Here is a 14,171-nt window from a genome sequence, read left to right as displayed (position 1 = left end):
TTTCTCCTTCACGTTCCGCCGCCCCTTCCGGCGGTCGGCTGGTGGGGGGCCAAGACAGCGCGCAGGGTTGTGATCAGTGCGGCCGGGTCGTCGCGGAAGTAGAAGTGGCCGCCGGTGAACCTGTGCGTCCGGAAGCCGGCGCTGGTGTGCCGGGACCACTGCGACAGTTGTCCGGCCGTCACCGAGTCCTGGTCCCCGCCGAGGATGTCCAGCGGGACGGGCAGCGGGGCGCCGGGGCGGTGCCGGTAGTTCTCCAGGATCGTGAAGTCCGTCCGGAACGCCGGCAGAAGCAGTTCCATGAGGTCGGCATCCTCGGCCACCTCCGCAGGTATCCCCCCGTAGCGGTCGCAGACGGCCTCGGTCAGCTCGTCGTCGGGCAGTGTTGCAAGGTCCCGGGCCGTGCGGGGCAGATGCGGGGCGGGGTAAGCCGACAGGATCAGCCGGGCGGGCAGTTCCCGGCCTCGTGCGCACAGTTCCCGGGCCACCTCGAACGCGACGAGCGCGCCGAGGCTGTGCCCGAAGAACGCGAACGGCCCGCTGAACCGGGTGCTGTCCAGGAGTGCGGCCACCAGTGCGTCCATTTCCGTGACGGGTGGCTCCGCGGCGCGCCCGCCCCTGCCCGGCGGACAGATGCCGTAGACCTGCACGCCGGGAAGCTGCCGGCCCAGACGGATGTACTCGCCCGCCAGGCCGCCCGAGTGAGGGAAGCAGTACAGGACGACGCCGGGATCACCGGGCATGGTCTTCCCCAAGGTCCACGGGCTGCGGGCGAAGCGGCGCCCGGAGGTGTCTTCGGCGCTGCGTCCGCTGATGTGTTCGGTGCTCATCCTGCGCTCGACTCCGGCATGTCCGGGCCCTGTCGCGGCACCGGGGCGGCGCCCTGTTCTGCGCGCTCCCGGATCAGGCGGGCCAGCGACGCCGCGTTTGCGGCGCGCAGTACGTCAACGGCCGAGACGGGCACCTGGAACTCCGTTGCCGCCCAGGCCGCCAGTTTGGTGGCCAGCAGAGAGTCGCCCCCGAGATCGAGGAAACCGTCATGTGCCTCGACGTCCGGCGTCCCCAGGGCCTTCCCGTAGGCGTCGAGCACCGCACCCAGCACCTCGCACCCGTCCTGACGGTCCCCGTGCGCCGTGCCGTCCCGGGCCGCCCCGGCCTGTGTCGTCGTGGCCGGCGTGCCGGTCCGGGAAACGCTTATGTCACCGGCCGCCCCGGCCTCCCAGTGCCCGGACACGACCGGGGGTACGAGAAAGCGGCGCCGTTCGAACGGGTAGGTGGGCAGCGGTGTCCGGCGGCGCCGTTCGTCACCGTGCAGGGCACCGAGGTCGACGTACGTCCCGGCGGACCAGAGGCGGCCCACGGCACCAAGGAGGGTGGCCAGCGCGGAGACGGGTTCTGCGGGGTGCGGCGAGGCGTGCACGACCAGCCGCCCGTCGCTGTGCCCAGGGTGCTGACGAGCCAGGGTGGAGAGAGTCCGGCCCGGGCCGATGTCGACCAGGGCCAGGTCCGCGGAGCCGAACAGCGTCGTGAGAGCCTGGCCGAAGCGGACCGGGCGGCGCAGGTGGTTCACCCAGTAGTCCACCGACCGCAGGGCGCCTGGCTGGGTCCACTCGCCCGTGGTGTCCGACACCATCGGCAGTCGCGGTTCCTCAAGCGTCAGGCCCGCCAGCGTCTCGGCGAACCGCGCCATGATCGGCTCGACCAGTGCCGAGTGTCCTGCGGTGGCGATGCGCAGGACCCGGGTCTCGACCGCCCTGTCCGCCTGCTGCCGCGCGAAGCGGACCACCAGGTCGGCCGGCCCCGTGACCGTGCACTGACCGGGTCCGTTCACCGCGCCCACGGCGAGGCCCGCGGGCAGCAGCGGCGTCACTTCCGACTCGGGAAGCCGTATCGCGGCCATGGCGCCGGTCGGCAGCGAACCGAGCAGTCGGCCGCGCTCCGTCACCAGCCGCACGGCGTCCGGCAGGGAGAAGACCTCGGCCAGACAGGCGGCGGCGTACGCGCCGAGGCTGTGCCCGACCACGGCACCCGGCCGCACGCCCCAGGACATGAGCAGACGCGCCAGGGCGTACTGCACGGCGAAGACCGCCGGCTGGCCGACCGCGATGGATCCCAGGCGTCCGGCCGCCATGGCGCGGTCGTGCTCGCCGTCGGGGAACAGCACTCCGCGCAGGTCCAGGCCCAGGGGGCCCGCGGCCAGCTCGGTGATCTCGTCCAGGTGTCGGCGGAACACCGGCTCCTGGTCGTACAGTTCGCGGGCCATGCCGACTTCCTGGCCGCCCTGGCCGGCGAACATGAAGACGAGTGGCCGTTCTGTCCGCGTGGCGGCCGCACCCGCCGGTCGATCTGCGCGCAGTGCCGCCGCAGCCTCCGCTGTGTCTCCCGCTACCACGAACCGCCGGTACGCGTGGTGGTCGCGCCCCGTGCGAAGTGTCCAGGCCGCGTCCGCCAGGTCGGTCGCTGGGTGGTCGTCGAAGTGCGCCGCCAGTCGGTCGGCGGCCCGGTCGGCCGCGGCCGGCGTCCTGCCGGACACCAGCAGCAGTTGGTGCGACCGTGCTCCCGTCGTCGGGGCGGGGGGCGGCGGTTGGGCCACCACCACATGGGCATTGGTCCCGCCGAGACCGAGCGAGTTGACGCCGGCGATGCGTGGCCTTCCGTCCGTGGTGTCCCACGGGCGGGTTTCGTCGTTGACCTCGAAGGGCGAGTCGGCGAAGTCGATGTCCGGGTTGGGGTTCTCGAAGTGGAGGCTGGCGGGGAGCATGCCCCGCTCCACACAGAGCACAGCCTTGATCAGTCCGGCCACGCCGGCGGCGGCGTCGGCGTGGCCGATGTTGGTCTTCACCGAACCGATGCGACAGTAGCCGCGCCGATCGGTGCTCTCACGGAAGGCCCTGGTGAGCGCGGCGACCTCGATGGGGTCGCCGAGTGGGGTCGCGGTGCCGTGCGCCTCCACGTAGCCGATCTCCTCCGCGCCCACCCCGGCGACGAGCTGGGCGGCGCGGACCGCCCTCGCCTGACCGGACACGCTGGGCGCGGTGAACCCGATCTTGTCGCGGCCGTCGTTGTTCACGGCCGAGCCGCGGATCACGGCGTGCACGTGGTCGCCGTCCGCAAGCGCATCGGCGAGCGGACGCAACACCACCAGTCCTACGGCGCTGGCTCCCACGGTGCCCGCCGCGGCGGCGTCGAACGTCCGGCAGTGGCCGTCGGGAGACACGATGCCGCCAGGCACATAACGCGTGGCGGGGGCCTCGGGGAGCACGCTGGCCCCGCCCGCGAGTGCCATGTCGCACTCCTTGTCCAGCAGCGACCTGACCGCCATGTGCACGGCGACCAGGGAGGTGGAGCACGCCGTCAGGACCGACACCGCGGGCCCGGTCAGGCCGAGTTTGTAGGCGATGCGTGAGCTGAGGAAGTCGGCATCGTTGCCGTGGGCGATCTGCCACTCGTCGACGAACGGCAGCTCGTCGATTCGCGCCCGTACGCGTTCGCCGTACCGGGTGTTCGATCCACCGGCGAACACACCGGTCGACGGCCGGTTCGGGTTGCCGTGTCCGGCCCGTTCAAGTGCCTCGTGCGCGCACTCGAGAAGCAGGCGCTGCTGGGGGTCCATGATCAGTGCGTCCTGCGGGGAGTAGCCGAAGTGTTCCGCGTCGAACGACGCCGCGTCGGCCAGCAGTCCGTAGGCCGGTGTGTACTCCGGTTGTTGCGGTGAGATCCTGTCGTGCAGTACGGAGACGGACTCCACGCCGTCGAGGAGGTTCTGCCAGAATCGCTCCACCGTGGAGGCACCCGGGAATCTGCCCGCCATGCCGATGACGGCGACCCACCCGGCCTCGTCCGCGGCGGAATCGGTGCATTCGATGCGACCGGCGACGTCAGTGGGATCGGTGGCTGTCATGCCGTTCCTTCCTGTTCCGCCCGTGTCCGGTGGCCGACGCGTCGCGCGCCGGTGCCGCGGAGGCGGAATTCTCGAGTCGGACAGGTGCCGTGGGGTGCGGGCCGACGCCGTCCTGCACGGTGTCGGCCCGCGTTCCCAGCGCGCCGGAGACGAACAGGGCCGCGGCGCCGGCCTGGAGGACCGCGAGGCCCAGGAACGTCGGGTTCAGGCCTGCCGCCTGCGCGGCGAAGCCCGCCAGGGCCCACCCTGCCGTCCCCCCGGCCATGACGAGGCCCGTGGCGGTGGTCAGGCCCTCGGCCCGGCGGCGTTCCGGGATGCGCAGGGCCCGTACTGCGGTGGCAGGTGCCAGGGACACCCCGTTGAGCAGGCCCACCACCGCCAGGCAGCCCGCCGTCCCGCCCACGCTCAGAGGCAGCAGCAGAGTCAGGAACACCGCGGCCAGGGCCACGCGTCCGGCCACGGCCAGGACGCGGGGCGAGACGAGACGCAGCAGCCGTCCCACGGCCAGGGTGCCCAGCAGGGTTCCGCCGCCGTACGACCCCAGCAGCGTCCCCGCGACCACCGGGGAGGCGTCCGCCCGGATCAAGGCGATGACAGGGAACAGTGCGAACATCGCCTGCCAGGCCGCTTCGTTCAGCGTCAGGCCAAGGGTCCAGCTCGTCACCAGTCGGTCCGAACGCAGGGCGCGCAGCCCCTCGCCGAGCGACGGGCGGGCGGTGGGCCCGCTCTTGCCCACTGTCCGAGGCAGTCGCCGGCGCAGCAGCAGTGCGGAGACGGCGAAGCTCAGGGCGTCCAGAAGCAGTACCTGGGGCGCCGTCAGTGTGGCGATGAGGAATCCGGCGAGAAGCGGCCCGAGGAGCATGCTCAGCCGCGACGCGGTCTGGAAGGCCGCGTTGGCCCTGCTCAGTAGTTGCTCGTCGGTACCGACCAGGTCCAGCAGAATGCTCTGCTGACTTGCCATGTACGGAGCGAAGGTGGCCCCGACTGCGAACATCACCGCGGCGAACACCCCGATGGACAGTCGGTCGACGGCGTGGAGAAGGGGGAGCAGGGCGACGAGCGCGGCGCACAGGACGTCGCCGTACAGCATCACTCGGCAGGGGCCGAGGCGGGCCACCCACGGGGCGCCGAACAGCCCGAACACGGTGACGGCGGCGAACTGGCACGCCGTCACCACTCCCACCGCTCCTGGGGAGCCGGTGAGCGTGAGCACCAGCCACGGTGTCGCCACCGCACCGAGTTGCGTGCCCAGGATCGACACCGTCTCCGCCAGGAGCACCACCCGCAGGACCGGGTGGCTTCCACACCGGACGCCGTCCGGACGCGTGGGGGCCACCTCAGCCTCGCCTCTGCCGGTCGGGCGACGGGGTGCGGGACGGTTCGGCCGCGAACGTGCTCCGTTGCCCATGCGGGTCCGGGGCGGGGAAGATCGTCACCCGGACGTCTGGGCGGATGGCGTCCGGACCGGTGAAGTCCGGCTCCATGGCATGCGGGATGCTGAGGTCGGGGCCGGCCACCGGATTGGTCAGTTGGTCCGTGAGGCTTCCCAGTGTTCGGCCGAAGGCGGTGGCGAGCTGCTCCATGTCTCGCCGTCGGTGGCGGTCGCCTCGATAGGCGATGCGGCCCGACATCTGCTCGCCGTCCAGGGCGAGTGACACCGTGATGCCGGTCTTGCCGAGGAATCCCGCGCCGGCCCGGCCGATGTCGATCGCGTGCAGGGACCGCCCGCCGACTGCCGACCGTCGACCACCGGCGGGCGCGAACTCCAGCGACACATCGCTGTAGGGGGTCCGTCCCGGCTGCCGCGGCGGATTGAGAAGGTGCACCACTTCGTCGAAAGGGGTCCAGGCGTGTTCGAAAGCCGCCAGCACCTGCGATCGCGAGGCGCACAGGGCATCCAGGAAAGTGGTGCCCTCTTCGATCAGGGAGCGCAGCACCACGGTGTTCTGGCACGGGCCCAGCACGTTCGCAAAGCCCGGCGCGTCGCGGTTGCTCATCTCGGTGCAGATCACCACGTCGTTTGCCGCACTCCAGCGGTGGAGCACCGCCGTCAAGGCGGTCAGGGCGGCCATGTAAGGGGTGACACTGTGCCGGGCCAGCAACGGACGAAGCGTCTCCAACAGCCGGGCCGGCAGCGGAATCTCCACCAGTCCATTGGGCTCCGGCCGCGCGGGGGCGGGGAAGTCGGTGTGGACCGGGGCGCCGGCCAGCTGCTGCTGCCAGTACGCCAGGTCGGCCCGGTGGCGCGGAGTACCGCGGAGAGCCTCCTGCGCCGCCGTGAACTCGCGGTACTGCGCCACAGGCTGCGGGGGTAGCTCCGCCCGGCCCGGAGAAGGCACTGCGGCTGTGGTGAGCGACGGCCGTTCACCGGCCGGCCGGGTCAGCAGCCGCGCCACATCGTGGGCCAGTTCACGGGCCTCTGCCCGGGACACCTGATCGCCCCGGTAGGACAGCAGCGCGGCGTGCTCGCCCTCTCGTTCCGTCACCGTCAGCACGAGGCTGAACTTGGGTGCGTGCGCGAGGAGGGAATCCGGCACGTACGGCTCCAGGTCCGCACCGCCGAGCACTGGAGGTGTGCCGGGGCGCGGGTCCATGTTCAGCATGACGTCGACGTACGGCGTGCGCCCCGCGGCACGTTCGGGTCGGAGCAGGTCCAGGACGTCTCCGAAAGGCGCCGCGGAGTGCTCCCTCGCGGCCAGCAGTTGGCGGCGGACCGCGCGCAGGGCGGTGGAGAACGCGTCCGGCGCCTCACCCTCCGGGCCGATGTCCAAGCGCAGCACCACCGTGTCGAGGCACGGGCCCAGCAGGTTCCGGAAGCGGGCCCGGTCCCTGATCGTCATCGGCACGCCGAAGGTGAGTGACCGTTGCCCGGTCCAGCGGTGCAGCGCCAGGGCCAGCGCGGCGCCGAACGCCATGAACGGGGTGGCCTGGTGCTCGGTCAGCAGCGGTCTCAGTGTGCGCGCCATTCCGGCGGGCAGGGGTACCCGGACCACTCCGTCGGGTTCGGTCCGCGTGGGGGCGGGGAGGTCGGTGCGGGCCGGGGCGCCGACCAATCTCTCCCGCCAGTACGCCAGGTCGGCCCGGTACCGCGGGGTGTCGCGCAGCGCCTCCTGCGCCGCCGTGAAGTCCCGGTACTGCAGCGCCGGGGGCTCCGGGCGCTCCCCCCGGTGCACCGCCCGGTGGCAGCGCTCCAGCTCGTCGAGGAGAACGGGCACGGACTCGCCGTCGATCGCCAGATGGTGCACACACACCAGCAGCGCCTGCCGATCTGCCGCCAGATCGGCCAGTGCGACCCGCAGCAGCCGGCCCGTCGCCGGATCGAAGGGGTGGGCGGCCATCTCGTGCAGCCGACGTGTCAACTCCCCGTCGGGGTCCTGTGACGTTCTCAGGTCGAGTTTCTCGATCTCCGGCCGCCAGGGCTCGTTCACCACCTGCCGCAGGACATCGGCCTCCGCTACGAATGCCGTGCGCAGGAGTTCGTGTCCCTCGACGAGGAGGGCGAACGCCTCCTCCAGCTGCTCCGCGTCCAGTCGGCCGGACGTCTTCCACGCCATGGACACGTTGTGTCGTCCTCGGCCCTTCAACTGTTCCGCGAGCCAGATGCTCCGCTGGAACCCGCCGGCGGCCGGCCACCCGGCGCCGGCGGGGACAGCCGGGACGGGCACGGGGACGTCTTGCGTTCCGTCCGGGATTGCATCGGCTCGTGTGGCCAGTTCACGGTCAAGCAGGCCGGCGAGGTCCCGCAGCCGTGGGTGTTCGAACACGGCTCGCACCGTCAGTGTGAGGGCGAATCGTTCACCGATCCGGTCGACCAGTTGGAACGCCAGCATGGAGTGCCCGCCGAGCAGGAAGAAGGAGTCGTCGGAGCCGATCGGGGACACGCCCAGCAGGGCCTTCCAGATCTCGGCCAGGGCGGCGGCTGTCGGGGTCAGGGGCCGCGCCCGGTCCGAGCCGTCCTCGTGGGCGGCGGTTCTGGTGTCGGACGCCTCCGGCTCCCTCAGCGCTTTCAGGTTCTTCAGCGCTTTCAGGTCCAGCTTGCCCTGGGGCGTCAGCGGCATGTGCGTGACCGTCTTGAACAGCGACGGAAGCATGTAGTCGGGCAGGGTCGCGGCGAGGTGCGCGCGCAGCGCCTCGACGGGCGGCGGGTCGGTGCTCTGCACGACGGCGGCCAGCCGGTCGTCCTGGGCGAAGACCACCGCATCGGCGACGGCCGGGTGCCGGCGCAGACAGGTTTCGACCTCCGCGGGTTCGATCCGGTATCCACGCAGTTTCAGCTGGGCGTCGGCCCGGCCGTGGAACCGCAGCGCGCCGTCAGGACCGTAGCTGGCGAGGTCGCCGCTGCGGAAGAGCCGGCCGGGACCGACCGGGGAGACCACGAAGCGTTCCCTCGTGAGCTCCGGACGGTTCAGATAGCCTTCCGCGACTCCGGCGCCGCCGATGTAGATCTCGCCCACGGCACCCGCCGGCAGTAGCCTCCGGCCGGTGTGCCGGTCAAGGAGCAGCAGCGTGGTCGTCGGCAGTGGAGAGCCGATCACGCTGGCGTCCGCGTCCATGTCGGCCCTGGTCACCGTGTGGATGCTGGCGTACACGGTGGTCTCGGTGGGGCCGTACATGTTCACCAGCTGTACCTGCGGATAGCGGTCCGCCCACGTCTTCAACATGGCGGGGCGCAGTGCCTCGCCCGCGAAGATGACGCACCGCAGGGCATGGGGGGCGGCTGCTGCTCTCTGCTCCGCCTGGAGCAGCCCCCGGAAGGCGGATGGCGTCTGGCACAGCACCGTGACCCGTTCCCGCTGGACCAGTTCCCACAGCAACGCGGGGTCCTTCGCCTGCTCCTCCGAAACGAGCACCGCACGACCGCCGTGCGACAGTGCACCGAGCAACTCCCACACGGAGACGTCGAAGGTGGCGGAGTGGAACACCGTCCACACGTCGGACGGTCCGAAGGAGAAGGGGAACCGGTCGTTGTGCAGCAGCCGGATCAGGTTGCGGTGGCTGATCACCACGCCCTTGGGACGGCCGGTGGTGCCGGAGGTGTAGATGCAGTAGGCGGGAGAATCGAGCGGAACGTCCGGCAACGGGGTGTCGTCCTCGCCCGACTCGGGCAGCCGGCTCCCCCGAAGCACCTGGCCGCCGAAGCCGGCGAGGCCGGGATGGGGTACGGCCGGCTCGTCGGGCACCACGGCCCACCGAGCGCCCGAGTCGGCGAGGACGAACTCCAGTCGCTGGGCCGGGACGGCCGGGTCGACCGGCACGTAGGCGGCGCCCGTCAGCAGGACTGCGAGGATCGTCCGGACCTGCTCGGGTCCTCTGGGCAGCACCAGCGCCACCAGTTCACCGCTTCGCACGCCTGCGGCCCGCAGTCCGCGAGCGGTGGCCTCGGCGTCCGCCAGCAGCTCACGGTAGGTCAGTGCGGTCCGGTTCGCGGTCACCGCGACGGCGTGCGGCCGCGCGAGAGCACGCTGCCGGATGACCTCGTGGACAGGAATCCGCGGGTAGTCGGTCTCCGTGCCGTTCCAGACGGCCAGTTGCGTGTACCGCTCGGTCTCGGTCAGCGGATCGGCCGCGCCGACGGCTCGCCGGGGTGTCTCGATGAGCTGTCCGAGCAGCCGACGGTAGTGCTCGGCCATGGTCCGCATCCGGTCGTGATCGAAGCACCGCCCGTCGAAGACGAGCCGGCCCTCGAACTCTCCGGCACGCCGTCGCAGCAGCAGGGCCACGTCGTGGTTGGCGCAGATGGCATGGCTTCCGGGCGCCTCTGATCCCGGCCCGTGGTCGTGACCCTCGTACCCCCCGTCGTCGTAGGCGAAGAGCACCTGGCTCAATGGGGCCGTCCGGTCAGCTCTCGACGGGTCCACGAGCCGCATCAACTCGTCAGCCGGTGCCTGGGCGTGGGCAGCCGCCTCCGTCAGCTCGGCCGCCGTACGGGCTGCGAGCGTCGCGAAGTCCTCGGCCACCTCAGGCCGCAGCCGCACGGGCAGGACATCGGTGCGCGGACCCACCATGTGCCGGTTCGAAGAGGGTCGTGCGCCGTGCGCGACGCCGACGAGCAGGTCCTGTCGGCCGGTGTACCAGCCGACGAGGGCAGCGAAGGCAGCAAGCAGCACGTCCCGGGGCCCGATGCCGAGGCGTTCGGCCGCCTCGCACACCGCCCGCTCCTGAGGAACGGCGAACGCCACGGTCTCTTCCTCGTACCCCTGCACAGGGAGGCCCCTCCCCCGGGGCCGCAGCCCGGGCAGCTCCAGCGGTTCGGCGGCCGGGCGCAGCCACGCCGCGCGTGCCTTCAACGCTGTGCTGGAGGCACCCCCCTGACCGGTGCCGTCCGCCGGAGCGAGGAGGGTGTAGTGGGCAGCCAGTTCCTTGAGCAGGATGGCCGTCGACTCGCCGTCCCACAGCAGGTGGTGGACGCACAGGAAGAGCACCTGGCCGCTTCCCGTCTCGACGAGCGCGGCGATCAGCAACCGCCCCGAGACGAGATCGAACTCGTGCTGGGATGCCTCGTGCAGCCAGTCGTCCAACGCGCGCTCGGGGTCGGCTTCGTCCCCGAGGTCGACGCGATCGACCTCGGGCGTCCACGGCGGGAGCACCACCTGCAACGGTTCTCCGTCGCGCTCGTGGAACGCGGTACGGAAAATCTCGTGGCGTTCCACCAGCCGGGCCAGCGCCCCTTCCAGTGCCGCGGGATCCAGGCCGCCGCCCGCGACCCGCCAAGCCATCGGCACGTTGTACGCGCCCCGCCCGGGCTCCAGTTGTTCGGCCAGCCAGACGCGTTGCTGGAAGGCGGAGGCCGGGAACGTCTGCGGCACGGGCGCGGCCGACCGTTCCGGCGCGGCTGCGCAGACAGCGGCGGCGAAGTCCGACAGACGGGGGTGATCGAACAGGACGCGGATCGGAACCTCGCGGCCGAACCGCTTCGAGACCGCGAGGGTGAGCCGTTCGGCCAGCAGCGAGTGCCCGCCGAGTTCGAAGAACGAGTCCTGCTCATCGATGTCGTCGATCCCCAGCGTGTCTTCCCAGACCTGCCGCATCTCGGCCAGTTCCCGCGGATGCACCGCGGGCCGGTCCGCCTGCGCGGGCCGTGCGGGTTCGGTACGTGGGGGACCTGACCGCTCTCCCGGCTCGGGGGATGGCTCCGGCACTCCGGGATCCGTGCTCGGTGCCGACAGCTGGGTGTGCGGGTCGGCGGCGATTGTTTCCAGCACCTCGCGGTAGCCGGCCGCCATCGCGGACACCTGTGCGGGCCCCACGACTCCAGCCGGGTCCTTCCACAGGACATGGGTTCCGGTGCTGTCCTCACGCACCATCAGTGCGAGCGGGAAGCCCGCGCTGCTCTCCACCTCCAGCAGACTCAGGAGGGCGGACGAGCCGACGGCCTCCAGGCGCAGCGCCTGGAGATCCACGCCCTGGCGCGACCCGGTGTTCCAGTACTGGAACACCGTCTGATGCGTGCGGGCGTGCGCCTCGGGACCCGTCAGTCCGGCGGCGCGCATCACGGCGGGCAGCGGCAGGTCGCCGTGGCGCATGCCGTCCTTCACCCGGCCCCGTACCCGGGCCAGCAGGTCCGCGTGGGTGTCGCGCTCGTCCACCTCGACCCGGATCGGAAGGGTGTTGACGAAACAGCCGACCCGTTCCCGCACGGCCTCGTCGGTCCGGCCGTGGAAGGGCAGGAACACCAGGAGGTCGCTCGCCCCGCTGCAACGATGCAGCAGGGCGTAATAGGCGCCCAGCAGTACGGTGACATAGGAGACGCCCAGTTCGGCCGCCCGAGAGCGGAGCCGGGTGACGAGGCCGGACGGCAGCCGCTCGCCGAGCGTGGTGTACGCGGGCTCGCCCACGGACCCGTCCACGCGCCGTGGCAGCAACGGCCTCGGCGTGTCCGTTCCGAGAGCCCGGCGCCAGTAGGCGCGGTGCGCGTCACCCGCCTGTGTGTCGGCCAGTTCGCGGGAGCGGTCGGCAAACGCCCGCAGCGCCGGTACGGGGTCGTCGGCCGGCAGCGCCTCCCCCGTGTAGGCACGCCGCAGCGCGTCGGCCAGGATCAGGACGGACGCCCCGTCGTACACCAGGTGGTGGACGGCGAGCAACAGCACCATGTAGTCCGGCCCGTGGAGCAGGTCCACCCGGGCCAGCGGCCCGCGGCGCAGGTCGAAGGGCACCTGCCAGGCACGGCGGACGGCTTTCTCACGGGGCAGGGACGTGGTCGACTCGCGCACCGGGATACCGGGGGCGTCGGACCAGTCGAGCACTGGCCCCCGGGCGCCGACGACCACTCGTCCACGGAGCTGCGGGTACGCCCGGCCGACGGCGGCCACGGCCCGGCCGAGACGCGCGGGGTCGATCACGCCGCGCACCGAGAAGGGCGCCGGCATGATGTGTATCCACTGCTCGGGGTCGCGCTGCCAGACGACCCACATTGCTTCCTGACCGACGGAAAGGGGGATCTGCTCCGGGCTGTCGTTCACGCCTGTATTCCTTCCGCGATGTCGTCACGGGTCGCGGCGCCGGGCGTGTCCGGTACCGGATGAGCCGGGGCCGGGTTCTCCAGCCAGGCGTCGCCGAGCGCGGCGAGGTCCGGTGCCGGGTCCGAGGTGGACAGCCGCCGTTCCAGGTCGGCCACCCGGTGTCCGGCCGAGGTGCAGTAGACGTCGGCCAGGCCCTGTCCGCTGTCGTCCCCTCCTCCGGCCATGGCCGAGGCGCGGGCCAGGACGAGGGACATTGTGAGCAGTTCCCTCGCGAGTCTGGTGAGCAGGATGAGCGTGCGTTCCTTCTGCAGGAGTTCGGAGCGGTCCGGGTGCGCGCGGACCAGGTCCGAGCAGATGCGCCCGAACTCGTGGACCCCGGCGGCGACTGCCCCGAGGTGGTCGAGGTTGCGGCTGCTCAAGTGGGCGTCGTCGATACAGGCAGCGGCCGGGTCCGAGGGGGCCGGCTCGGTCGCCGACTCCGGCCGGGGGTAGTAGTAGGAGAGGATGTAGAACCGCGCGATCCAGTTGTCGATCTGGAAGTCCACCCCGCCGGAGATCCGCAGGCCTCGTACGTCCCTCAGCAGTCGCTCCATAGGCACTGCCGGCGCGCCTCGGCGCGCCTTGCTGCCGGAGGTTTCGTAACCCTCGCCTCCCATGAGGGACAGCGTCCGGTCCAGGATGCCCCAGCCGAGGTCGGTGCCGATGTTCTTGGCGGCGTTCTGTTCGAAGCGGACATTGAGTCCTCTGTCCTGGTCTTCAGGAAGCAGGCACCATTGGGCGACCGTCTCGATGGCGAACGTCTCCGCCAGTGATTCCGCCAGTTGCCGCCTGATTTCCTCGTACTCCCCCAGCGGCCGTCCGTCGACCGTCCGTCGCGCCACGAACTCCCGGGCCCACCGGTTGCAGAGTCGCGCGGCCGCCAGGGAGGGCGCCACGATGTGGTACAACCGCCCCCTGATGACCAACGCCGAGGACGTCGCCGTCATCCTCACCCGGTGTTCCGTGTCGGGCTCCACGAGCATCTGGTCAGCGGGTACGAGTACGTCGTCGAACCGCAGCCAGCCGTTGGGGAAGCCCTTCAGGCCCATGTACTCGTGCCACTGCCCCGCCGTGACACCGGGGCTGTCGGTGTGCAGGAAGAATTCCCGTATGCGGCTGCCCTCGCCGTCGTGCACCATGGCGGTCACCCCCACCAGGCCGGCGACAGGAGCGTGACCGACGAAGATCTTCTCCCCATTGATCAGGTAGGCGTCCGCTGCGGGCACGGCTGTGGCTGTGGTGGTCCTGTCGCGGTTGGCCGCGCCGGTGGGCTCCGAGTCCGCGCTGGCCGACAAGCCGTCCCGCAGCACGTGTTGCCGCAGGAGGTCACGCAACGGGCCTTCGGGGACGAGCGGCAGGAAGGCACCGGCCCCGAGCGTGCTCTCGATCCCCAGGGACATGGCCACGGGCATGCACCAGTTCGCGGCCGACTCCAGCACCCTGAACGTGTTGTAGTGGGACAGCTCGTGGCCGCCGAGCCCGGAGTTCAGTTGCAGTTTGAAGTACCCGCGTCCGGCCAGTTCCTCGATGAAGCCCTCGGGCAGGCTTTTCTGGAGGTCGACGGCGTCGGGGTCCACTCTCTTGCGGAGCAGATCCGTCATCTCGTCGATGAAGGCCCTGCCGAGGTCCGCGTCTTCCTTCCCCTGCGTGGGGAAATCGCGTATCAGATCCCATCGGAACCGGCCCCGGTACAACTCCTCCAGGAAGCTTTCGCGGTTCGGATCGCTCAGGGCGTTGTGGGTGGTCGTCCCCATGGTGATGGCGTCCCTTCGTCC

General features: G+C 71.3%; 5 protein-coding genes. All 5 read right to left on the bottom strand.

The window, feature by feature from the left end; genetic code table 11:
* Nucleotides 1-8: 8 nt before the first annotated feature.
* The 5 genes from IE260_RS11430 to IE260_RS11410 are packed head-to-tail and all read right to left on the bottom strand — an operon-like array spanning nucleotide 9 to nucleotide 14,150.
* On the bottom strand, nucleotides 9-827 hold the full coding sequence (locus IE260_RS11430) for a thioesterase II family protein (protein WP_189870601.1): 819 nt from the start codon (nucleotides 825-827) through the stop codon (nucleotides 9-11).
* Nucleotides 824-3,898: a type I polyketide synthase gene (locus IE260_RS11425; RefSeq protein ID WP_189870599.1), complete on the bottom strand. Its 3,075-nt coding sequence runs from the start codon at nucleotides 3,896-3,898 to the stop codon at nucleotides 824-826. The genes IE260_RS11430 and IE260_RS11425 overlap by 4 nt, the downstream gene beginning before the upstream one ends.
* Nucleotides 3,876-5,234: an MFS transporter gene (locus tag IE260_RS11420; protein ID WP_229880644.1), complete on the bottom strand. Its 1,359-nt coding sequence runs from the start codon at nucleotides 5,232-5,234 to the stop codon at nucleotides 3,876-3,878. Before IE260_RS11420 ends, IE260_RS11425 begins: the two co-directional genes overlap by 23 nt.
* A gap of 1 nt (nucleotide 5,235) precedes the next feature.
* The gene (locus IE260_RS11415; RefSeq protein WP_189870595.1) at nucleotides 5,236-12,357 is read right to left on the bottom strand and encodes a non-ribosomal peptide synthetase; all 7,122 of its coding nucleotides are present in this window, start codon (nucleotides 12,355-12,357) and stop codon (nucleotides 5,236-5,238) included.
* Complete coding sequence (locus IE260_RS11410; RefSeq protein WP_189870592.1) at nucleotides 12,354-14,150, bottom strand: acyl-CoA dehydrogenase family protein; 1,797 nt, start codon at nucleotides 14,148-14,150, stop codon at nucleotides 12,354-12,356. Before IE260_RS11410 ends, IE260_RS11415 begins: the two co-directional genes overlap by 4 nt.
* Between the last annotated feature and the right edge of the window lie 21 nt (nucleotides 14,151-14,171).

Source organism: Streptomyces viridiviolaceus, from assembly GCF_014650995.1.
Lineage (GTDB): Bacteria > Actinomycetota > Actinomycetes > Streptomycetales > Streptomycetaceae > Streptomyces > Streptomyces viridiviolaceus.
Note: the sequence above shows the minus strand (reverse complement) of the source record. Positions and strands in the feature narration are given on the sequence as shown.

What these genes read in the sequence shown, in the direction of transcription:
- IE260_RS11430 (WP_189870601.1), bottom strand. Translation starts at nt 827, where the DNA reads ATGAGCACCGAACACATCAGCGGACGCAGCGCCGAAGACACCTCCGGG.
- IE260_RS11425 (WP_189870599.1), bottom strand. Translation starts at nt 3,898, where the DNA reads ATGACAGCCACCGATCCCACTGACGTCGCCGGTCGCATCGAATGCACC.
- IE260_RS11410 (WP_189870592.1), bottom strand. Translation starts at nt 14,150, where the DNA reads ATGGGGACGACCACCCACAACGCCCTGAGCGATCCGAACCGCGAAAGC.